Source organism: Arsenophonus sp. PmNCSU2021_1 (assembly GCF_036919435.1).
In the GTDB taxonomy this organism is placed as follows: domain Bacteria; phylum Pseudomonadota; class Gammaproteobacteria; order Enterobacterales; family Enterobacteriaceae; genus Arsenophonus; species Arsenophonus nilaparvatae.
Map to the genome: position 1 here is coordinate 532,973 of NZ_JAZHPL010000011.1, position 22,496 is coordinate 555,468.

23 protein-coding genes and 3 pseudogenes are annotated in these 22,496 nt (G+C 45.0%); 21 read left to right on the forward strand and 5 right to left on the reverse strand.

Annotated elements, in window-relative coordinates; translation table 11 throughout:
- Window positions 1-148: 148 nt before the first annotated feature.
- Window positions 149-916, forward strand: coding sequence for a DNA adenine methylase (locus tag V3224_RS28930; protein ID WP_334469218.1), 768 nt, complete (start codon window positions 149-151; stop codon window positions 914-916).
- Window positions 917-945: 29 nt separating this feature from the next.
- Here the strand turns inward: V3224_RS28930 and V3224_RS28935 are convergent, their stop codons facing one another.
- A complete protein-coding gene (locus V3224_RS28935; RefSeq protein ID WP_334469221.1) occupies window positions 946-1,983 on the reverse strand; it encodes a helix-turn-helix domain-containing protein in 1,038 nt (345 codons plus the stop codon).
- 139 nt (window positions 1,984-2,122) lie between these two features.
- Here V3224_RS28935 and V3224_RS28940 point away from each other — a divergent pair, with 139 nt between their 5' ends.
- From V3224_RS28940 to V3224_RS29010, 15 genes are all read left to right on the forward strand, one after another.
- Window positions 2,123-2,356 (forward strand): hypothetical protein, encoded by a 234-nt coding sequence (locus V3224_RS28940; RefSeq protein WP_026821883.1) that lies wholly within the window; start codon window positions 2,123-2,125, stop codon window positions 2,354-2,356.
- Between the two features lie 57 nt (window positions 2,357-2,413).
- A complete protein-coding gene (locus V3224_RS28945; RefSeq protein ID WP_334469232.1) occupies window positions 2,414-2,734 on the forward strand; it encodes an IclR family transcriptional regulator in 321 nt (106 codons plus the stop codon).
- Between the two features lie 12 nt (window positions 2,735-2,746).
- On the forward strand, window positions 2,747-3,700 hold the full coding sequence (locus V3224_RS28950; RefSeq protein WP_334469234.1) for a DUF3102 domain-containing protein: 954 nt from the start codon (window positions 2,747-2,749) through the stop codon (window positions 3,698-3,700).
- Window positions 3,697-5,484: an integrase catalytic domain-containing protein gene (locus V3224_RS28955; protein ID WP_334467737.1), complete on the forward strand. Its 1,788-nt coding sequence runs from the start codon at window positions 3,697-3,699 to the stop codon at window positions 5,482-5,484. Before V3224_RS28950 ends, V3224_RS28955 begins: the two co-directional genes overlap by 4 nt.
- A 12-nt stretch (window positions 5,485-5,496) precedes the next feature.
- Complete coding sequence (locus V3224_RS28960) at window positions 5,497-6,651, forward strand: AAA family ATPase (protein WP_334467739.1); 1,155 nt, start codon at window positions 5,497-5,499, stop codon at window positions 6,649-6,651.
- 11 nt (window positions 6,652-6,662) lie between these two features.
- Complete coding sequence (locus V3224_RS28965) at window positions 6,663-6,965, forward strand: hypothetical protein (protein ID WP_334467740.1); 303 nt, start codon at window positions 6,663-6,665, stop codon at window positions 6,963-6,965.
- 2 nt (window positions 6,966-6,967) lie between these two features.
- Entirely contained in the window at window positions 6,968-7,198 is a 231-nt protein-coding gene (locus V3224_RS28970; RefSeq protein WP_334467742.1) for a hypothetical protein, read from the forward strand.
- Window positions 7,199-7,230: 32 nt separating this feature from the next.
- Entirely contained in the window at window positions 7,231-7,761 is a 531-nt protein-coding gene (locus V3224_RS28975) for a host-nuclease inhibitor Gam family protein (protein WP_334467744.1), read from the forward strand.
- Window positions 7,758-7,928, forward strand: coding sequence for a hypothetical protein (locus V3224_RS28980; protein WP_334467745.1), 171 nt, complete (start codon window positions 7,758-7,760; stop codon window positions 7,926-7,928). Before V3224_RS28975 ends, V3224_RS28980 begins: the two co-directional genes overlap by 4 nt.
- On the forward strand, window positions 7,925-8,167 hold the full coding sequence (locus V3224_RS28985) for a hypothetical protein (protein ID WP_334467747.1): 243 nt from the start codon (window positions 7,925-7,927) through the stop codon (window positions 8,165-8,167). The genes V3224_RS28980 and V3224_RS28985 overlap by 4 nt, the downstream gene beginning before the upstream one ends.
- Window positions 8,164-8,793, forward strand: a complete 630-nt coding sequence (locus V3224_RS28990; RefSeq protein ID WP_334467749.1) for a LysE family translocator — start codon at window positions 8,164-8,166, stop codon at window positions 8,791-8,793. The genes V3224_RS28985 and V3224_RS28990 overlap by 4 nt, the downstream gene beginning before the upstream one ends.
- Before the next feature lie 16 nt (window positions 8,794-8,809).
- Window positions 8,810-8,989 carry a hypothetical protein gene (locus V3224_RS28995; protein ID WP_334467751.1) on the forward strand — a complete coding sequence of 60 codons (180 nt, stop codon included), beginning with the start codon at window positions 8,810-8,812 and terminating at the stop codon, window positions 8,987-8,989.
- A gap of 137 nt (window positions 8,990-9,126) precedes the next feature.
- Complete coding sequence (locus V3224_RS29000) at window positions 9,127-9,549, forward strand: gp16 family protein (protein ID WP_334473588.1); 423 nt, start codon at window positions 9,127-9,129, stop codon at window positions 9,547-9,549.
- On the forward strand, window positions 9,543-9,917 hold the full coding sequence (locus V3224_RS29005; protein ID WP_334467755.1) for a Mor transcription activator family protein: 375 nt from the start codon (window positions 9,543-9,545) through the stop codon (window positions 9,915-9,917). Before V3224_RS29000 ends, V3224_RS29005 begins: the two co-directional genes overlap by 7 nt.
- Window positions 9,918-10,023: 106 nt before the next feature.
- Complete coding sequence (locus tag V3224_RS29010; protein WP_334467757.1) at window positions 10,024-10,665, forward strand: hypothetical protein; 642 nt, start codon at window positions 10,024-10,026, stop codon at window positions 10,663-10,665.
- 7 nt (window positions 10,666-10,672) lie between these two features.
- Here V3224_RS29010 and V3224_RS29015 read toward each other — a convergent pair whose 3' ends face one another.
- Together V3224_RS29015 and V3224_RS29020 are read right to left on the reverse strand one after the other, a co-directional pair.
- On the reverse strand, window positions 10,673-10,828 hold the full coding sequence (locus V3224_RS29015) for a hypothetical protein (RefSeq protein ID WP_334467759.1): 156 nt from the start codon (window positions 10,826-10,828) through the stop codon (window positions 10,673-10,675).
- A 306-nt stretch (window positions 10,829-11,134) separates the two neighbouring features.
- Window positions 11,135-11,914, reverse strand: a pseudogene (locus tag V3224_RS29020) (MOSC domain-containing protein); the annotation flags it as partial.
- Window positions 11,915-12,016: 102 nt separating this feature from the next.
- Between V3224_RS29020 and rlmKL the strand changes: the two are divergent.
- The 5 genes and pseudogenes from rlmKL (at window position 12,017) to pqiC (ending at window position 19,557) form a co-directional block, all read left to right on the forward strand.
- Window positions 12,017-14,134, forward strand: a pseudogene (gene rlmKL, locus V3224_RS29025) (bifunctional 23S rRNA (guanine(2069)-N(7))-methyltransferase RlmK/23S rRNA (guanine(2445)-N(2))-methyltransferase RlmL).
- A 3-nt stretch (window positions 14,135-14,137) separates the two neighbouring features.
- Window positions 14,138-16,049 (forward strand): annotated as a pseudogene (locus V3224_RS29030) (ABC transporter ATP-binding protein).
- A 33-nt stretch (window positions 16,050-16,082) separates the two neighbouring features.
- Window positions 16,083-17,375 (forward strand): membrane integrity-associated transporter subunit PqiA, encoded by a 1,293-nt coding sequence (pqiA, locus tag V3224_RS29035; RefSeq protein WP_334473785.1) that lies wholly within the window; start codon window positions 16,083-16,085, stop codon window positions 17,373-17,375.
- 29 nt (window positions 17,376-17,404) lie between these two features.
- The gene (gene pqiB / locus V3224_RS29040) at window positions 17,405-19,006 is read left to right on the forward strand and encodes an intermembrane transport protein PqiB (RefSeq protein ID WP_334473923.1); all 1,602 of its coding nucleotides are present in this window, start codon (window positions 17,405-17,407) and stop codon (window positions 19,004-19,006) included.
- The gene (pqiC, locus tag V3224_RS29045; protein ID WP_334473925.1) at window positions 19,003-19,557 is read left to right on the forward strand and encodes a membrane integrity-associated transporter subunit PqiC; all 555 of its coding nucleotides are present in this window, start codon (window positions 19,003-19,005) and stop codon (window positions 19,555-19,557) included. Before pqiB ends, pqiC begins: the two co-directional genes overlap by 4 nt.
- Before the next feature lie 71 nt (window positions 19,558-19,628).
- Here the strand turns inward: pqiC and fabA are convergent, their stop codons facing one another.
- Together fabA and V3224_RS29055 are read right to left on the reverse strand one after the other, a co-directional pair.
- Window positions 19,629-20,147, reverse strand: coding sequence for a bifunctional 3-hydroxydecanoyl-ACP dehydratase/trans-2-decenoyl-ACP isomerase (gene fabA, locus V3224_RS29050; RefSeq protein WP_334473787.1), 519 nt, complete (start codon window positions 20,145-20,147; stop codon window positions 19,629-19,631).
- 88 nt (window positions 20,148-20,235) lie between these two features.
- Complete coding sequence (locus V3224_RS29055; protein ID WP_334473927.1) at window positions 20,236-21,975, reverse strand: Lon protease family protein; 1,740 nt, start codon at window positions 21,973-21,975, stop codon at window positions 20,236-20,238.
- Between the last annotated feature and the right edge of the window lie 521 nt (window positions 21,976-22,496).

Genomic DNA, 22,496 nt, shown 5'->3' on the forward strand with positions numbered 1-22,496 from the left:
GTAGTCGCTAGATTACGCTCAGCAATTGCCCCGAATGGGGCAAGGGAAAAAGCGCGACCCGCCCTGTGAGTCAACCGTGGCGCTTTCCGTTCTCGAGAACAGGAAAGAGTCTACACGAATTTCCATTAGTGAAAAAGGCTTACAGTGAATGCAACAATATTTTTTACCGATACTGCCCTGGATGGGCGGTAAACGGCGGCTGGCAAAACAGATTTTACCGCGCTTCCCGGCGCATACCTGCTACGTCGAGCCGTTTTGTGGCGCAGCGGCGCTCTTCTTTATGAAGTCACCCAGCAAAGCGGAGGTCATCAACGATATCAACGGTGAGCTGGTCAATCTCTATCGGGTGCTGAAACACCATCTGGAAGAGTTTATGCGCCAGTTTAAATGGGCGCTGGTCAGCCGGGCGATGTATCACTGGTTGAAAATGACCCCGACCGAGACCTTAACCGATATCCAGCGGGCAGCCCGCTTCTACTACCTGCAAAAACAGGCGTTCGGTGGTAAGGTGGCGGCGCACACCTTTGGCGTGACTACCACCACGGGGCCACGCCTGAATCTGTTACGCATGGAAGAAGAGCTGTCGCTCGCGCATCTGCGGTTATCACGCACCACCATAGAACAGCTGGACTGGGCCAGCTGCATTGCCCGTTATGACCGTCCGCACACGCTGTTTTACTGCGACCCGCCGTATTGGGGGACCGAGGGCTATGGCGTGGATTTTGGTCTGGCGCAATATGAAAAACTGGCGGGGATGGGACGAGACCTAGCGGGCATGATGATTATTTCGGTTAATGATATTCCCGAGATGCGGGCAGTGTTTCGAGGCTTTGCGATGGAGAGCGTCCCGATTCGGTATAGCCTTAGCAGTAATCAGCCCACCCAACGACGTGAGCTGATTATTACCGTCAAATAACCCTCTCCACTGCAACGGAGAGGGATGGGTCATGCGCGGCTGCGGGCGGCTTTTTTCTCTGCCATTGCTGTCAGGGTGCGTTTAGCCACTTCGCGGGTTTCACCCGGAATATGTCGAAAGGCAGTTAATACCTCTGCCTCTTCCTCATCCCGCACTACATCGAGCGCACTGGCTTCATCGCTGCGCTCACCAGTCATCACATAAAGAAGATCGACTCCTAACGCTTTCGCCGCGATTAAGTAGCCCGCATCAGGATGTCGTTCGCTTTTTTCATAGTTGTATTGAGTGAGCTTTTTAACCCCGCACCGTTCGGCGAAGATTTCCTGGCTAAGCCCCAATCGCAGGCGCTCGGATTTGAGGCGTTCTCCCACGCCTTCTAGCGTCAGCGTGACCCACTGCTGTGCATCAACGGGTGTTTGTTCATCGCTTGCAGCAACCGACGAGGTTTTGCCCGCCAGTTGCTGGCTTAGCTGTTGCAGTTGCTTCTCTTTTTCGGCGACCAGTTGTTGACTGCGTTTAAGGGCTGCCTCATCTTTACGTAACGCTGCCTTTAACTCCCTGACTGACATGCGGTCAACATCATCCAGTGTCAGACCCGCGATGGTGCCGCCTTCGGCCAATTCCGCCAGATCATCGTCGTCTTCCAGCATGAGTTCATAGAGTTTTGAACGGCCTAAACCTGAAAACGTATTCACCTTTGACTCAAGTGTCGGTGAAAGATATTTCAATGCTGCTTGTGCCATTTTTCGTGCTATTCGATATTCAAGACCTAACTGCTCTTGTACTATCTTCATGAATGTTCCATGTGGCTCATTCTCCTTAAGAATAATCAGCCGTTTCCCCGCCTCCAGCATGGCTTCGGCACTTTGCGCCATATAGAAGCGGGCTTCATGCACAATCCTTTCCCGTTCATAGGGTAGCCCATCCCCAAAACGTGCCATTACTTCCTGTTGGGCGCTGTTTTCTGCATTTTTTTCAGGGTATGCAATTGCCCCCCCCCCCCCCGCAATCGTGATATTGTCCGCCGTAGTTACAGACAGGCTGGTTGCCGCTTTTTTCTTTGCCATACAGGTCTCCTTTAGGCCGATAACAGCCAGTGGTTTTTTACGGCAATAAAGAACATACAAAAACAAACAAAAAAGACTTTACATTATTTTGAATGCCATTGTATATTTATTTTTAACTTTTTATGACGGAGGTAACACCATGTCACTGCAACACCCCGCCGACTTTAAGCGCAATTTTTATGATCGTGTCTATCAGAACTACCCGACGGTGGCGGCGTGGGCACGCCAATCCGGCTTCAAACCCTATCAGGTTTATATGTTGCTTGATGGCTCCTGCCAGGGCTGGCGCGGGGAAGCCCGCAAAATCAAACAGGCGATTGAACAGATAATGGGTTCTCCCATGCCATCGGGAAAAAAGCGCCATAAAAAATAACATTCGCCCGTTTCACTGACGGTAACACAATTTCCATTAATGAAAAAGAGGCATCCGATGAAAAACACCTTATTACTGCACCCTTCTTCACGCACACGACGGGCGCTGCGTATTTTGAAAGCCATGAAAGGGCATTACCGCGATGGCCTGTCCAATAAAGCCCTGGCGGCGCTAATCAATGACTCTGCGGCCAATATCAGTCGCACCCTGCCATTTTTAGTGGAAGAAGGAATGATTGAGAAGCGCTTCAATGGGAATTACGGCCTCGGTGAGGAATTGATACAGATTGCCCTGGCCTTTTTTGATGAAACCGAACGGGCGCAAATCAAGATGGCAGAAAGGCATGGCCGCTGCGTAGCATCAGCGTCAAAACCGTAAGAGGAAAAAATAATGGGTAGAAAAGCGTTACCGATAACGGCTGAAATTGCCCCCGAACAGCCTTTGGCACCGGATTTAATGAACAACCTTAATGCCCTGGCTGAACATCAGCAGGCCATTATGGATAAGTACGGCGAGGGGTTGCCCTATGAACGCGAGCGCATTGTGCATGAAGCGCGCTTCTATATGGCACAAAGTGCCGAAGCCATGCTGGAGGCGGGGAAACGGCTGATTATTCTTAAGGAGAATGAGCCACATGGAACATTCATGAAGATAGTACAAGAGCAGTTAGGTCTTGAATATCGAATAGCACGAAAAATGGCACAAGCAGCATTGAAATATCTTTCACCGACACTTGAGTCAAAGGTGAATACGTTTTCAGGTTTAGGCCGTTCAAAACTCTATGAACTCATGCTGGAAGACGACGATGATCTGGCGGAATTGGCCGAAGGCGGCACCATTGCGGGCTTGACGCTAGACGAAGTTGATCGCATGTCGGTGCGGGAACTAAAAGCAAAACTGCGTAAAACGGAAAAGTCACTTGAAGCCAGCCGCCGTCTGGCCAATGAGAAAGATCAAAAGATCAATGAACTGAGCGAAAAACGCCTGCTTAATCAGCATCGCCCGTTAGGGGAAGAAGGCATACGCCAGCTCCGTGAAGAAATTGGCCTGGTGGGCTTTGATGTTAAAGCCATATTAATGGGGCGCTTTCGGGAAGGGCTGGAAAAACTGAGCAGCCACAGTGGTGATATCACATCCCACGCCGACTATTTAGCGGGCTTGCTTAATGATATTGAGTTTGAAATCAATGTGTTACGTAGTGATTTTTCGTTACCCCACCACGCAGTATCAGCGTTGGTGCCTGACTGGACAAAAGCCGATGCGGATGCCGACGATGCGGATTTTCAGTTACCGGAACACCTGCGCGGCACCGGACAGGATAATGTCGAGGAGGTGGTGCAATGAACCCCATCCTGACCGAACGTCTGTTAACCATTGCCCAGACTGCTGAAAGAGCCGGGCATGGCGGCAAAGACGCGGTGTATCAGACAGGCTGTCAGGCACTCGGTATTTCCAAAGCCACGCTGCTGCGAAAAATCAAACAGGTCAGTTATAAACCGCCGCGCAAGCAGCGGGTGGATTATGGTACCAGCGCCCTGACACGCGACGAAGCCCTGCTGATATCCGGCGTCATCATGGAATCTGAACGCAATAATGGTAAACGCCTCTACAGTCTACAGCAAACGGTTAATGACCTGCGGGCGAACAACCTGATTGATGCCGGGTATATTGATAATGAAACTGGCGAGTGGTTTCCGCTGTCGGTCGATGCCATCAGCCGGGCACTGTACCATTATCGCCTGCATCCCAACCAGTTACGGGTACCTGCCCCGTGCGTTCAATTAAAAACCGGGCATCCCAATCATGTCTGGCAGCTGGATGCGTCGCTGTGTGTGCTCTATTACCTGAAAAATCCCGCCAAAGGGCGCACCACGCGCGATAGCGGCCTGCGCATGATGAGTGAGGCCGAGTTTAACAAGAACAAGCCCAAAAATCTGGCCCGTATTGTCAATGACCGCGTCTGGTCATTTGAACTGACCGACCACACCAGCGGCTGGATTTACGCCGAGTACCGCTTCGGCGGCGAAACGGCACAAAACTTTACCGATGTGCTGATTAATGCCATGCAGGAGCGCAGTGGGGCCGACGTATTACATGGTGTACCGCGTATCCTTTATACCGACCCCGGCTGCGCGCTGGTCTCAGCCACGATGCGCAACCTGTGCAAAACCCTCGGTATTCAACTTATCGCCCATAAAGCCCGTAATGCCCGCGCCACCGGCTCAGTGGAAAAGGCGCGCGATATTCTGGAGTGTAGTTTTGAATCCGGCCTGCGGTTTGTGCAAGTCGATAATATTGATGAACTGAACCACCGGGTCGGGTTATGGCGTAAAAAGTATAACCGTACCGCGCTGCATCGCCGTACCGGCATGACCCGTACCGACAGCTGGCTACGGATCACTCCGCAGCAGTTAATCAAGGCACCACCCGTTGAAGTGTGCCGCGAACTGGCGGTGAGTCTGCCGGAAAACCGTAAGGTCAATGACTATCTTCGCGTGTCATTTGGGAGCAAAGAATATGACGTTAGGGGTGTGCCGGGTGTTTGTAACAACGATTGGCTACAGATAGTCCGTAACCCTTGGCGCGACAGTGAAGCACAGGTGGTGATAATCAATGAGGACGGCATGGAAGTCTTTTACCGGGTACCGGAAGTGGTGAAAGACGAGTACGGTTTTCCCCTCAATGCCCCAACATTAGGCGAATCCTTCAAGGCATTACCCCACACCCCGGCGCAACACCATCTGGCGGAAGTCGAGCAGGCGATGTATGGCACCACCTGTCCCACCGAAACCGCTGCCGCGCAAAAAGCCAAAGCGCTGCCACTGGGCGGTCGCTTTAACCCTTATCTGGACAATGAACGCGATACCCCACCCATTTACCTGCCCAAACAGGGCCAGGCTTCCACGGTTTGCGCGCCACGTTTTGAAGAACGTTTAAACCCGGTCGTGGTGGTTCAACAGTTGCGCGCGCGTTTCCAGGCGGCGGGCAAGACCTGGCGCAGTGAATTTTACACCACGCTAACCCAACGCTTCCCGGACGGCATACCCGCTGACCAGGTCGACGCGCTGGGTGATGAGCTGATGGCCCAGTCCACCGAGGTGGTGGTCAGTCTGGCCAGTCACGGTTAACGGGAGGCCATCATGCTGAAACTCAAAACCCTGTTACAACACCACAACCTGACCCAGGCAGCACTGGCCCGTGCGCTTGACCTTTCCGAGGCGACGCTGGCGCAAATAGTCAATCACCATCAGTGGCCGAAACAGGATACCGACGCACTAAAACACCGCATCCGTGGCTGGCTAAGTGACCAGGGCATCGCGGCGGACGACTGCTTTGACGGGGTCACATCCAGCAGCAAGGAAAAGCACACACCACCTAGCAACGAGGAAGACACCATGTTACTGAAAAAACAGGTATTACTGACTGCCACCAAAAAGCATTTTGGGCTGTTTCGTGCCCCATTTGACGACAACGCGGTACAAGGTCATGAAGATGTGTTTTTAACCCCTGAAAGTCGTTATGTGCGCGAGGCGTTGTACCAGACCGCCAGCTATGGCGGCTTTATCGCGGTTATCGGTGAATCCGGCTCGGGTAAAAGCACGCTGCGACGTGACCTGACTGACCGCATCTATCGGGAAAACGCCCCGGTGGTGGTGATTGAACCCTACGTGCTGGCGATGGAAGACAACGACCATCAGGGCAAAACCCTGAAAGCCGCCAGTCTCGCCGAGGCTATTGTCCATACCCTGGCCCCACTGGAAAAACTCAAACGCTCGCCGGAGGCCCGCTTTCGTCAGCTACACCGACTATTAAAAGAGAGCAGCCGCGCCGGGTACAGCCATGTACTGGTGATTGAAGAAGCCCATTGCCTGCCCATCCCGACCTTAAAGCACCTTAAACGCTTCTTTGAGCTGGAAGACGGCTTTAAAAAACTGCTGTCCATCGTCCTGCTGGGACAACCCGAACTGGGCGACAAGTTATCCGAGCGCCTGTTAGCGGTCAGGGAAGTGGTACAGCGCTGCGAGGTAATTGACCTGCCGCCGCTAGATGAACACTTGAACGACTTTCTTGATTTCAAGTTTAAACGCGTCGGCGGCGACCTTAGCAAAGTCCTTGGCCCGGATGCGATACCGGCACTGCGTCAACGCCTAAGCTGGCTGCGCCCGAAAAAAGACACGCCGGTCAGCCTGCTTTACCCCTTGGCTATCGGCAACCTGCTGACCGCCGCCATGAACCTGGCCGCGCAAAACGCCATCCCGGTTATCGACGCCAATATTATTCACAGTGTGCATTAAAGGAGGCTTTTATGCTGAACCCCGCCGTGACCATTAAAAACCCGTCAGCGATGACCTACCAGGCCATCCAGCAGCAGTTCAGGCAATGCCTGTCGGTGATGGATAAACTCAGCCAGGAAGGTTTTATCGTCAGTCAGTTTACCGTTGATGGCTATAGCCGTCCGACCCTTACCCTGCTGCATGACCGACGGTGTGATGCGTTATATAAAAACGGCCATGCCGTTCGCTATGCCCTGGGTACTGACCGTCAGGGCCGCTGGGAAAAATACCAGTTCCTGCAAGATAACTGCCGAATCACCTGGGAGGTACGTTAATCATGACAACACGCCCTGTCCGTATTACCGCTCGCCAATCGGTTTATTTGGCAAAGACCGTCGATATGCCGGAACAGGACGATGAAACCTATTTGTCGATTTGCGAGAACTGCCGTGATTTTGATGAACAAGACCAGCGTCTTGGTGAAATCGCGACCCGATACAACATGAATTTATTTGAGCATATTCAACACAGTGACGCCCTGGAAGACATTATTTTCGAGCGCGTTTAATTCCCGACGTTGTTAATGAAAAGGTAAAAAAGATGGCAAAGAAAATAACGCGGCTTAAAGCCGCGGCGGGTGCCTGCACGCCGCAAACCCGTGAGCAGGTAATAAACGATATTAAAAATCTGGGCGATATCCAGCGGGAAATGACCCGACTGGAGACAGAGATTAATGATGAAATTGCGCGGTTAACCCATCAACATGCGGCTGATATTGAAGCCAGGAAAGCCCGCATCACCCTGTTGCAAAGAGGTATCCAGACCTGGTGCGAGGCCAACCGTGAGGCGCTTACCCAAAACGGCAAAACCAAAACCGCCAACCTGATAACCGGCGAGGTGTCATGGCGTAACCGCCCACCGTCCGTTTCGGTAAAAGGGGTGGATGATATCATTCAGGCGCTGGAAGAAAACGGACAGACCGACTGCATTATTCGCAAAGCACAGCTTGATAAAAATGCCCTGCTCAAAAATCAGGACACTATCCAGCGACTGAATATTCCCGGCATTACGTTTCGCAATCAGCTTGAGGATTTCATTATTACGCCCTTCGAGCAGGAGGTGACCTCATGAGCTATCAGGAAATAAAACCTCTGCGCCGCCAAATTGAAAGGCACATAAACCGCGCCATGCATCACCTGCAGGCAGACCATTCTGCCGCCGCGTATTGTGAATTTCAAAATGCCTTCGAGATATTGGCCGAACTCATCGTCGCCTTAGATAAGGAAAACACGTTATGACCATTACCTGCATCAGCTGCCATCAGGCAACGCGACGCCTGAATCCTACCCAGGCCGAGATCATCCAACAACCGGAAAGCGGCGAGTGGGGGATTGACCTGTTACTGACCTGTCCACACTGCGGACAGCGGTATAGCGCCTGGGTACTTAATTGGGATGTCGTGCCGCTAAAAGGTATCACGGCAAAGTCGCCATCAACACCACCCCATCATCAAACGCACGAGGTAAATAAACCATGAACCTTGACCTTTGGTTAGTTTTTTTAGGCGGTGCCTTGCTCAGTGCCGTATTACCCGGCGCTGGCGCTATCCTCACGCTTAACCATGCCTTCCAGCGGGGATGGTGCAAGACGCTACCGCTTATTGCCGGTCAGGCGACCGCATTAGGCTTGATGGTACCCATTGTGGCACTAGGCACGGAAGCGTTGCGCGCTTCAGCGACAGCCTGGCTGTTACTGAAAGGCATTAGCGTACTCTGGCTACTGTTTGCCGCCTACCGAACCTGGCGCGCACCAGTCATCATGGATGCTTACGATGTCGTGACATTGACCCGCTGTGCGCAACGGTTCTGCTGGGGTTTTCTGACCGATATCACCAACGCCAAAGCGCTCGCCTTCCTACTTGCCACACTACCGGTCTTTCTTAATCCGTCCCAATCGTTAGGGCCACAAATTACCCTTATGACTCTGACGATGGTAATGGTCGATGCGCTGATGATGACGCTTTACGCGCTCATTGCCGCCCGCTTGCGGCCTTATTTTCAATCGCCCGAAACCCGCAAACAACAAAACCGCCTGTTTGCCGGTTTCTTGGTGTTCATTGCGGTCAGCCTTTGTTTTATTGAACATCCGACCTTAATTCAGTGAAAGAGGATAAATTATCATGTGGATATTAATTTTAGCCCTATACGCCAGTCCCTATGCCGGTAATGCTTTTTCCACGCTGCATACACAGGCGTTTGACACGGCAACCGCCTGTCAACAGGCCGCCAAACAGTTCGCAGAAAAATTTGAAACCTTCAAGGATATGGATGCCAAGGCGATTTGCGTGAAGAAGTCATAGCGGAAAAGCGGCGTTTACTGCATTCAATTGTATAATAACGATATTCATTTTATAATCCTTCAAAACCCGAAGGATTATTTTTTTATTCATGGCATAAGGAATCCTGACCCCGACCACAACGATAAAGGACGCCTCCGATGACCCGACAAAAATACCTGCAGTTAATCCATATTGCCGCCCACCACCTCAAACTGGATGACACGACTTACCGCCAGATGCTGCACAGGCTAACGAGGAAAACATCAGCAAAAGCCCTGAATATCGGTCAACTGGCGCAAGTGTTAAACGCCCTAAAAGCCAAAGGTTTTCGTATCCAGCCGACTCAACCCACGACGAAAAAGCAGACCGACCGTCCGCAAATCCAGAAAATGCAGGCCCTGTGGCAGGCAATGGCCGATGAGGGCATTGTCCGGGATGCGTCAGCAAAAGCCCTGGCCCACTTTGTTAAACGGGAAACCGGCGGTGATTCGCCTTACTGGCTAGATAGCCAACAGGCCAGCCAGGTTATCGAGAAACTCAAGCAGTGGCAAAAACGCGTGGCAAGGACAACCTCATGCTAGAGCATACCTTTCGCAGTAAAGGGCCGGAGTTACTGGTTGAGCTGGCCGACCACACGGCGCAGATCGTCAGACAGATTATCGATGTTGACCCCGCTGTTGCCAGCCAGATAGGCGATGCCGTCGCCAGTCAAATGATGGCGGTATGGGGCGGGCAAAATGTCTATTTCCCGATGGGGCTGATGTGGAAAATAAACCAGCGCGACCGGGAGATATTTGCCGACTTCAATGGCCATAACCACCGCGCCCTGGCACGCAAGTACGAAGTCTCGCTACAGTGGATTTATTCCGTGATAAAACGGGTTAAAAAAGAAGAAATTGCTCGCATCCAGGGCAATCTGTTTGAAGATGAAGATAAGCCGTCTCGATGACTGTTTCTCGTTTCACATAGTGAAACGTCGGAGAGAAAAATATAACCTATACACCAGATAGTGAGCATTGGTTTAATGCTAACCAAACAATAGAAGGATATTTCATATGCTCGATTCATCACTGCTAAATCTGCCCTGGGCAACATTGGTGACGCTGGCTTCTGGCTATGTTGGATACTTTATTGCCAATGTTGGTCTGAAAGAGCACCACAAAACCGTTGACATAACGTTTTCGACATTAGTTTTTGGTCTTATATCTGCAACCGCTTATGAATCCGTCGCCGTATATGCGGTTTACTGGTCAACCCTTGTAGCGCTGGTTACCGCAATAATAACAGGAGCCGTATGGCGTAAATACGGGCGTAGATGGATGTACAAGCTCATGCGCGCCTTAAACATCTCATGGTCTGATGGCACCCATTCCGCGTGGCAGCAGCTGTTCGGACAGATTGAGTACCGAGCCACTGAAGTGTTTGTTATTCTCAAGGATGGCAGCGGGTTATTATCGCGGCCTCTGGCTCGTTTTGAAGGGCTCCCTAATGGGCCGTTTGCGCTGGGCAATACGGGAGACGTCATTCTTTATGTAACACACCATAGCGCACCAGATAGTGATGAATGGCGCGAGTTTGCTGGTGTGATCGATGACTCCTGGGGGGCGCTGGCGACCTACATTCCTGCAGAGCAAATAGCTAGGGTGGAAATTAGGAGGAACAAGATTAAAACTGCATCCACGCCTCCTAAGGTTTAGCTATCACTCATTTTTTAGGACGGATACCAGGCGGGTTATTTGACTGTTGCGATGGGGTGGGTTTATTCTCCTTGCTGGCATCTTTTTCAAACGTGACTACTCGGTCATTTTTGGGATTCTCTGTAAAGTCGGAACTATCATGATTGTTGTTCTTGGTCGTCATGGAAACTTCCTCTAAATGAAATCAATCGTAGTAGATTCGATTCTATACTCAACATACTTCAAGATGCAGGCGACTATTCAGCAAAAAGCACGGGTAGTAAGGCCGTTAAGCTTCCTTTCCCTGCATCTTGAAGTTTATTGAGTATAGTTCAGTAAAGAGGATGGTTTCAATTAATGGGTTTTAAAACATGATTTCTGTTTCACTATGTGCAACTTAATCCCTCTGACTTGTCCCAGATAGATCCAGTTTGTCCCAGGTAGATCCACATTTATCGCACGTTTCCCGTTTAAATATCTCACGTCCTATCACCGTATCGCCAACGCGGATCAGAACGCTATTTTTGGCGATGGCATTTTGGCCAAAATCAATTTCTCCATGCTCATCAGTGCGGAAACTTTGTAGTGTTGTTAACGGTTCTCCAGTCGGGTGCTGTGAGCCATCATCAATATTTACTGTCGTCAAAATGCAGCGGCTGCAAGGTTTGACAAGCTCGAAAACAACCTCACCGATTTGTATTGTATGCCAACTATCTTCAGCAAAAGCCTCGGCACCAGTTATGATCAAATTGCCTCTAAATTGTTCTAACTTAATATCAGATGGGCATTGTTTTTGAAGCGCTTTAAATGAGGCTTGATTAATAACAAGATAAGGATAGCCATCAGCAAATGAGAGAGGGATAGCTGGAAATTTTTTTATTCGGCGGCTGGGTATTTTACCTAATCACCTTAATTGAACAGCAGAATTAAAATATTGCGACAGCCATTGATTAATCTTCGCTGGTGCGGCAAACGCGGTAAAATGATTGCCCCACACTTCAGTTGGTAAGGGATGGTTAATAAAGTCTTTATATAAAATAGTTGCTGTTTGCTTATCAGGTGCCTGTATTTGAATGCCATTTTCAAGTATTATTGGCTTAAATAACAGCATTTGTGGATATTGCCGCGCAGTAATAAACCCACCTTGATTATTGGTAACCATAAAATAGCGATCGAAAACCAGGCCACTATTTTCTGCATAAGCTTGTGACAAACGAATGCCTTTCATTGATTTAACTGGATGGATATAAAGACGAGATAACCGGATCATTCTTAACTCCTGTTTAAGCGCGATAATTTTGCTAGTAACTTTATGATATGTGCGCAGGGTTAGCTATAATGTGCAGCAATTTTTTATTCAGGTGACAACGATATGAGAGCTCTGTTTGCTACTACGGCATTTGGACTGGAAGAATTACTTAAAAGTGAACTGGAGGCATTAGGAGCAAAATATTGTCATATTGCTCAGGGTGGCGTGCATTTTCAAGTTGACGAACATGGCATGTATTTGAGTCTGTTATGGAGTCGTTTAGCATCGAGGATTTTATTACCCTTAGCTAGCTGCCAGGTTTTTAATGATATGGATCTCTACTTTGCAGCACAGACAATTGATTGGCCGGATTTGTTTACCGTAAATGATACTTTTGCCGTTTATTTTAATGGAACTAACCAAGTTATCCGCAATAGCCAATATGGGGCTTTACGGGTGAAAGACGCTATTGTGGACAGCTTTACGCGTAAAATGAATAAACGGCCCAACATTGCCAAACAGCAACCCGATATACGGGTTAATGTCCATTTATATAAAGATAACGCCACCATATCGTTGGATTTAAGCGGTGATCCGCTCCATATCCGTGGATATCGTAGTTTAGCAGGGCAAGCGCCTATCAAAGAGAATTTAGCTGCTGCCATTGTTTTACGCTCAGGTTGGCAGCCTGGTTTGCCAATGGTCGATCCGATGTGTGGTTCCGGCACATTATTAATTGAAGCTGCAATGATGGCCTGTGATAGTGCACCTGGTTTAGCGCGTCAATTTTGGGGATTTCAATGCTGGTCGGGTTATAATCCAACGCTTTGGGCTGCTGTAATTGCTGAAGCGGAAAAACGGTTTCAGACAGGGATCGAGCAAGCGACTGCGCTTTTCTATGGCTTAGATATTGATCGCCACATTTTGGAAATAGCCAAGAAGAATGCTAAACAAGCCGGTGTTCACTCTTTAATAAATTTCCAACCTGGTGATGCTGCTAAATTGGAGAATCCATTTACATTTGCTCAACAGGGGTTTATCACTAGCAATCCACCCTATGGTGAGCGTTTGGAAAGTGAACCTGCTTTAATCGCGCTTTACAGTCTCTTAGGCCGAGTATTAAAAAATCAGTTTCCAGGCTGGCGTTTATCGCTATTTAGTGGTTCGCCAGAACTATTAGCTTGCTTAGGGCTACGAGCCGAACGTGAGTTTAAAGCCAAAAATGGACCGTTAAATTGCATTCAGAAAAATTATCTGTTATCAGCTAAAACGGTTGGCAGCCATAGCATGGTTGGCGAAGATTTTGCTAACAGGCTGAAAAAAAATGAGAAAAAATTTAATAAATAGGCCAAACAACAGGGGATTGATTGTTATCGCATTTATGATGCTGACTTACCTGAATATAATGTTGCAGTTGATCGTTATGGCGAACATATTGTTATTCAAGAATATGCGCCGCCCAAGAGTATAGATAGCCATAAAGCTAAACAACGTCTGTTTGATGTGATCAGTGCAACCATGCAGGTATTGGCATTAACTTCCAGCCAATTGGTGTTAAAAACACGCCAGCGCCAAGCCGGTAAGCAACAATATGAGAAATTATCCCAGCTGGGTAAGTTTTTATTAGTACATGAGTATAATGCCCAATTATGGGTAAATTTGACCGATTATTTGGATACAGGATTGTTTTTAGATCATCGTTTGGTGCGTAAAATGTTAGCGAATATGAGTAAAGGAAAAGATTTCTTGAATCTGTTTGCTTACACGGCGTCGGCATCGGTACATGCGGGTCTCGGTGGTGCTCGTTCAACCACTAGTGTTGATATGTCGCGTACCTATTTAGAATGGGCAGAAAAAAATTTACAGACCAATAAATTAACCGGTCAGCAGCATCGGCTTATTCAGGCTGATTGTTTAGCTTGGTTAGCGCAGACGACAGAAAAATTTGATTTGATTTTCATTGATCCACCCACTTTCTCCAATTCAAAACGAATGAATGCCCCCTTTGATGTGCAACGTGATCATATCAACTTGATGATGCAGATTAAGCGCTTGCTGCGTCCCGGCGGTACAGTGGTATTTTCTAATAATAAGCGTGGTTTTAAAATGGATATGTCAGGCATTACTCAATTAGGATTAACTGCCAAGGAAATCACTCAGCAAACCATTTCACTTGATTTTACACGTAATCGCCAGATCCATAACTGCTGGTTGATTGGTGATGCAGATAAGGAAAAGTAATTTATGTCATTAATTAATATGTCATCTGCCTATCTGGCTTTTAGTGATGCGCCGTTATTAGATAATACAGAGTTGCATATTGAAGATAATGAAAGGGTTTGTTTGGTTGGCCGTAATGGTGCCGGCAAATCAACCCTAATGCGCGTATTGACCAAAGAACAACCGCTTGATGATGGTCAGGTCGTTTATCAGCAGGATCTGCAGGTTGCTCGTTTACAGCAAGATCTACCGCGTGATATCGGTGGTACTGTTTTTGATTTTGTCGCTGAAGGTGCTAAAGAGCAGGCAAATTATATTAAATCTTTTCATAAAATAGCAAAAATGGTCGAACAAGATCCCAGTGAAAAGAATCTTAATAAGTTAGCTGAATTGCAGGAGGTATTAGATCGCGATAATTTGTGGTTACTCGATACACAAATTAATGATGTGATTAAGCAATTGCAGCTGACAGCTGACAGCCCGTTATCTGCATTGTCCGGCGGTTGGTTATGCAAGGCTGCATTGGCGTGTGCTTTAGTCTGTGGGCCACGGGTTCTTTTTCTTGATGAACCGACCAACCATTTAGATATTGATACCATCTTATGGTTAGAAAATTTTCTAAAAGATTTTCAGGGTAGTATCGTGTTTGTCTCCCATGATCGCTCTTTTATTCGCCATATGGCAACTCGCATCATTGATCTTGATCGGGGTAAATTAGCTTCCTGGCCGGGTTATTATGACGATTATCTGATCAATAAAGAAGAAGCATTACGGGTAGAAGAGCAGCAGAACGCTGAGTTTGATCGTAAATTGGCACAGGAAGAAGTTTGGATCCGCCAGGGAATAAAAGCCCGGCGTACTCGTAATGAAGGCAGAGTGAGAGCATTAAAATCCTTACGGCTAGCACGTTCTGAGCGACGCGAGGTAATGGGGACGGCGAAGATGCAGGTTTCCGATGCAAGTCGTTCAGGCAAGCTAGTGTTTGAGCTTGAAAATGTTAATTATCGCATTGGCAATAAAGTATTAATTGATAATTTTAGTGTCCAAGTGCAACGTGGCGATAAAATAGCCTTAATCGGGCCTAATGGCTGCGGCAAGACAACATTGCTCAAGTTGATGCTAGGACAACTTGAGGCGGATAGCGGTAATATTTACCGCGGTACCAAACTTGAGATTGCTTATTTTGATCAACATAGAATGACGTTAGATCCGGATAAAACGGTGATGGATAATTTAGCTGAAGGTAAACAGGAAGTAATGGTTAATGGACAGCCGCGTCATGTGCTTGGTTATTTACAAGATTTCTTGTTTCATCCTAAACGCGCCATGACACCGGTGCGAGCCCTTTCAGGTGGAGAGAAAAATCGATTATTATTGGCACGTTTGTTTTTAAAACCCAGTAATTTGTTGATCCTTGATGAACCGACTAATGATTTAGATATTGAAACACTTGAACTATTGGAAGAGCTCGTTGATAGTTATAAAGGGACAGTATTATTGGTTAGCCATGATCGTCAATTTGTTGATAATACCGTAACTGAGTGCTGGATGTTTGAAGATCATGGTAAAGTTGAGCGGTATGTGGGGGGGGGTTTATGACGCCTCTTCGCAGCGTAGACAAAAAATTTCTTTATCGCATGCTACTGTTAGTAAAGCCAATATTACGGTAGTGGAAACAGCTAAAGAGCAGCCAAAACGAAAAAGTAATAAAATTAGTTATCATTTATTAAGAGAACTAGAACAATTACCGCTGCAGTTAGAAGCGTTAGAAGCTGAAATTGCCATCTTGCAATCTCAAGTTAGTGCGCCGGAATTTTTTAATCAGCCCCATAGCGTTACTGAATCAGTATTAAAAGCATTAGCTGAGAAAGAAGCAGAAATGGAAATGACATTCGAGCGTTGGCAAGAATTAGAATCACTTAAAGATAGCCAATAATTTGGCATTATGACTGTATAGAGGAGAGAAAAGTTGTGCTCTCATAATCATCTTAAAGAAAGTTGTCATAATAAGATACTCTGCCCCCAATGTGATTTATTGGTAGCATTACCGGTTTTAGAACAAGGCACTAGAGCCAGCTGTCCACGCTGTCATACTGTTTTATCTGATAAGTGGAAGTATCCAGCTAATCAACCAACTGCAATAGCGATTAACGCATTAGTGATGTTGCTTATTGCCTGTTTATTTCCTTACGTAAAAATGAGTGTCATGGGCATTGAAAGTCAAATTTCACTGTTTAATATTGCTCATGCCATGTTTAATGTAAATTATGCTAGTCTTGGCTGGTTTTTTCTCCTTTTTATCGTGGCAGTACCCGCTTTTTGTATGATTGCCATTATTTTATTATGTCAACGAGTTAATCTCCCGCTTTGGTTAAAAATAAATCTTGCTAGGACGTTATTTCAAATGAAAACCTGGTGCATGGTAGAAATTTTTCTAGCTGGTGTGCTGGTTAGTTTTGTAAAACTAATGGCCTATGGTGAAATTACTTTGGGTATCAGTTTTGTTCCTTATTGTTTTTTTTGTTTGTTGCAGGTCAGGGCATTTCAATGTTTAGATAGACATTGGTTATGGCAGCAAATAGGTGAAGTGCCAAAGCTTGAGATCCCACTGCAAGAAGGCAAAAGTGGTATTAGTCAAAACGTCAGATCCTGTCATATTTGTATGGCCATTTTGCCAGCTGAACGTAAATACTGTCCTCGTTGCCATACCAAAGGCTATGTTAGGCGGCCTAATAGTTTACAAAATACCATGGCATTATTGCTCTTCTCATTAGTTCTTTATATTCCAGCAAACGTTTTGCCTGTTATGATCACCAATACATTAGGTAGTAGACTAGACTCTACTATTATGTCCGGTGTTATTTTGTTATGGGGTGATGGTTCGTATCCGGTCGCCATTATTATTTTTATTGCTAGCATTATGGTACCTAGCTTAAAAATAGTGGCAGTAGGCTGGTTATGTTTTGATGCTAAAGGTTATGGCAAGCGGGATCCGGCGAGGATGCATTTTGTTTATGAACTTGTTGAATGTGTTGGACGTTGGTCAATGATTGATGTTTTTGTGATTGCAGTATTATCGTCATTGGTGCAAATGGGACGATTAATGAGCGTTTCACCGGCACTTGGGGTGATTTTATTTGCTGCTGTTGTGATTTTAACCATGTTTGCGGCAATGACTTTTGATCCGCGTTTAACTTGGGATCGCTGTAATGTTGTATCGCAGAGTAGAATTCGGTTAGAAAAGGGGTTGCAAGGTGGCTAACTAAAAATAACACTGACGCGCAAGCAAAGATCAGTAAACTAAAAAGCTGGTCACCGATTTGGATCATTCCAATTATCACCATCTTTATTGGTGTCTGGATCCTAATTTACCATTTTAGCCATTTAGGTCCTGAAGTGACATTGATTACCTATAATGCCGAAGGTGTTGAAGCGGGAAAAACCAAACTGAAAAGTCGTAGTGTTGACATAGGCTTGGTGGAAAAAGTTTCTCTTGATAACAACTTTAAGCGTGTAATTATTAAAGCACGTTTAAATGATGGCATGAGGGATTTGTTAAAGAAAGATACCGCATTCTGGATCGTTAAACCGGCTATTGGCAAAGAGGGAATAACCGGTTTAGGCACGCTATTTTCTGGCGTATTTATTGAAGTACAACCTGGCAATAGTGAACAGCATGCTGAGAAATTTGATTTATTAGGTTCGCCGCCATTAGCTTCACCTGATGCTAAAGGTATTCGAGTGATTTTGACTAGTGATCAGGCTGGTAGATTAAATACTGGCGCCCCAGTGCTATTCCATGGTTATCGAGTCGGTTCGGTAGAAGCGAGTTCGTTTGATATTAAAAGCCGCAATATGAATTATCAACTCTTTATTAATGCCCCTTATGATCGGCTAGTAACGGAAAATGTTCGTTTTTGGCGGGATAGTGGTATTGCTTTTGATCTATCGGCACAAGGTGTTCGCTTAGAGATGGGCTCTTTAACCACACTATTTAGTGGTGGGGTTAGTTTTGATGTTGTAGAGGGTTGGCAACCAGGTAAGAGGGTGGAAGATAAAAGCCTATTCAGACTCTATGAAGATCAAAGAAGTATTCAGAACTCTTTATATACTGTACACAAAGATTTTATTTTGTTTTTCTCTGATTCAGTTCGCGGATTACAACCTGGCGCACCAGTTGAATTTAGAGGAATTCGCTTAGGAACCGTGATGGAGGTTCCGTTTGATTCTGAGAAATTACGGCAAAAATTGGATAATGAATTCCGTATTCCGGTTTTAATTCATATTGAGCCTGGTCGTGTTAGTACCGATATTGATCTAGAAAAAGAGTTTGCCGCAGCATTAAGACAAGGATTAAGAGCAGCTTTAAAATCGGCTAACCTAATTACCGGAGCATTGTATATCGATTTGGATTTCTATCCAGAAAAAGGCCAATGGAAAGGGCCATTAAAAGTTGCTGATTACGATATTATTCCAACGGTTAGTGCTGGATTATCACAGATCCAACAAAAAGTGGTTGAGGCACTAGATAAAATCAATCGTCTGCCGATTGGGCCTATGATAAGTCAAGCCACAAATACGCTAGCAGAAAGTCAGAAAACCATTCGTGAAGCACAGCGTACTTTATCTGAGTTGAATAAACTGATGACTAGCAAAGACTTTCAAAAGATCCCTGCTGATCTGCAACAGACTTTGCTTGAATTGAATCGCGTTATGCAAGGTTTGCAACCAGGATCACTTGCCTATAATAGAATGATCGATAATATGCAGCGTCTTGATCAGGTGTTAAGAGATATTCAACCCGTTATCAAGACATTGAATAATAAGAGTAATGCACTTGTTTTTGAAGCAAAATCGATCAAGGATCCAGAACCGAAGAAGGTGACAAAATAATGAGATATTTGGCATGGATTTTGTGTTTTTTACTTATCGGTTGTAGTAGTGGTATTGAAAAATCTTATTATCAATTACCAACAACGCCGAGCTTAGTGACTAAAAAAAGTGATTTACTAACGCAAAAACAGCTTTGGGTACAGACAGTGCAATTGTCTGGAATATTGGCAGCTAATGGTATTACTTACCAAACTAGCGATGTTAATTATGTTAATGCAAACAATCATCTATGGGCAAGCCCGTTAGAACAGCAATTGATGCAAAATTTAGTCAATCAGTTATCAATAATGTTGCCTAATCGATTAGTATCGGCTCAACCGCTGGAAAACAGACCTGATAGTCTTAATGTCTTTTTGACCGTTTTTCATGGCCGTTATGATGGTAAAGTGATTATCCAGGGAAACTGGATTTATAAAAGTGATAAAGTCATTATCAAGCGAGATTTTAGTCTGCTGCTTGATCAAGATGAAAACGGCTATTCGGCATTAGTTAGGACGTTAGCAAGAGGCTGGACTCAGGTTGGACAATCAATAGCGAGCCAATTATCTTGAATGTATAAAATATAACATATTTGCCCCTTCAGCTTGATAACAGAAGGGGTTTATGACAAAAAAATCTGGCTTTAAAAGCTGCTTGTATCTTGAAATAAACCGACTTTCAAATCTTTTGCTGTGTAAATGCACTTATCATCAACCAAGACTTCACCATCAGCCACACCCATAATCAATTTTCGATTAATAACACGTTTTAAATGGATACGGTAGGTTACTTTTTTTGCGGTTGGCAAAACTTGTCCAGTAAATTTGACCTCACCTACGCCCAGTGCTCGGCCTTTACCTTTACCACCAAGCCATCCCAGGTAGAAACCAACGAGTTGCCACATTGCATCTAAACCTAGACAACCAGGCATAACGGGATCATTAGTGAAGTGGCAACTAAAAAACCATAAATCAGGTTTGATATCAAATTCTGCTTCGATAAACCCTTTATCATAATTGCCGCCACTTTCGGTCATTTTTGTGATGCGATCCATCATCAACATATTACCGGAAGGTAATGGCGGCCCATTTTCACCAAAAAGCTCACCTCTGCCGGAAGCATCCAAATCTTCTTTTTTATAGGAGTTGCGTTTATCAACCATATTACTAAATAGCCTTATTATTAATAATAAGGCTAAAGAATAGCGTACACTTGTAAGCTGAGCAACTCCGATCAGCTATTTTTTTAATTTAATTCAGCCACTTTAGCAGCCCCATGAATTTGGGTCTTTCTTGGTTATTAGCCTGAGTAATTCGTTCTTGTATTAAAGCTAACAGATGTAAGTTATTTGTATCATATTGTTGCTTATAATAAGCATGTTTGGTTAAAATTGAAATGGCTTCAGAAACGTGTTCAACCGGCCAAATGTGAAATACGCCAGATTTGACTGCTGCAATAAGATCGGTTTTTAAGCATAAATGACGAATATTAGCCGCAGGAATGATAACTCCTTGCTGACCGGTTAATTCACGTTGGAAACAGACGTTAAAAAAGCTTTCGATTTTTTGGTTAATACTACCAATCGGTTGTACATAACCGAATTGATCTACTGCACCGGTAACCGCAATTTGCTGATCGATAGGCTGAAGAGAAAGTGCACTAATTAATGCACAAAGTTCAGCTAATGATGCGCTATCACCATCAACTTCATTGTAAGACTGTTCAAATACGATTGAGGCAGAAAAGGGTTGTGGCTGTTCAAGCTTTAATTCGTAATTGAGATAGGCTTGCATAATCATCATGCCTTTAGCGTGAATATTACCGCCCAGCTCAACTTTACGTTCTACATCAGTAAACTCACCATCACCGAAGTGAGCAACACAAGTAATACGTGATGGTTCACCGATAAGTTCTGGATGCCCTGGGTACTGCATAACCGATAAGCCATTGATTTGGCCAATTATTTCACCTTCAGTTTTAATAAAAACTTGTTTTTGCAGAATATCATCTAGATTACGTTTGGCTAGGTAACCGTGTTGCCACTGGCGCTGTTGCATCGCTGTTTGGAACGATTTTGCAGTTAACTGATTATCTTGTTGAAATTGATTTGCCTCAGCTAAACAACGAATGAGCCACATTCTATCTAGCGGTAGGATAGATTTGTCTTCCGTATATCGAATTGCTTGAGTAATGAAGGTTGGCCACGCATCAGTCGTTAAAGCAGGAAATTGGCAATCGGTAATAATTTGTTTAATAAATTGCACCCATAGCGATAATTGACCACTATGTTCAAAATTCAATTCAAATTCATATTCGCCATAGGTAGCTTGAGAAAAAAGCTCAGGCTCTTTTGTTTCCAGTTCTTCAAGGCTAAAATGATCGCCGACCAAAATGAGCTTAATATCAAGTGGCATTGAATCAATTGGATAGGGTAAAAATTGATTATCATTGGCTGGAAGCCATTCAAACCGTTTTTGCATCACCATCTGTTTTAAGCGCTGCCACATCAATGGCTGCGCTAATAATGTACCAACGGAAAGTAATAATACTCCGCCATTGATTTTATGTAATAGTCCTGGCTCTAAGTGAACACTATTTTGATGTTGATGAACACTGCCAAATAATTGAGGCATTTCTATCCAGTTACAGAAATAGACCGAATGACAGGGCGTAAATGATCCTTTAGTGCTTGCTTGCCAATGAAATCTTCCATTTGATTGTTGATAATCTCCAGTGATAGCTACTGAGGATGGATTAATATTTTTAATGCATTTTGCTAACTCAGATAAGTAGCTTTGGCATTCTAATGCTTTAATGACAGCAAAAGGAGAATAGGTTGGTGTTAATAAAAACCTTTCAAGACTATTATATAATCTAGGTTGAATGATGGCCAAAGTGGCATTATCTAGTTTATCAGCAGCAGCAAAAAGATTAAGATAAGGTTCATAATCAGGTGCTAAATTCTGCCATATTAATTCGTTACTAATCACGCTATTTTTCAACTTATAATTTAGATAAAAAGTTTATAAATTATCCTCAATATCCTGATTGTATGAAGTCAAGATAGAAGACATTTTAGAAATACGCTATTGTTTTTAGAGAAACAGGTACATTTTACTATGAAAACAAGATATCCGTTTCCAGCATTATAAAATTTTTAGGATGAAATCATTATATTAACGTTTGTTTAAATTTATGCCACTATTAATTTTGTATATTTTAAATATAATTTTATTCATAAACTGTAGTAATAAGTGCAATAAAAAATGTAAAAGTCTAGTCAATGTAAATAATTTGGGACTGAACATTAGTAACTAATGGTTAATATCCAAGTAGTAAGCTAATGACAAAAACCACTAATACAGTAGATAGAATGTATTATTTCAATTTAGAACATAGTGAAAGTTGCTAGCTATAAATGTGAATAATCATATTCTATCGCACTAATTATGATTTTTTGTCGATTGACTTGTATAAATAGGAAAAATTATATTTTTTGCTAACATTTCAA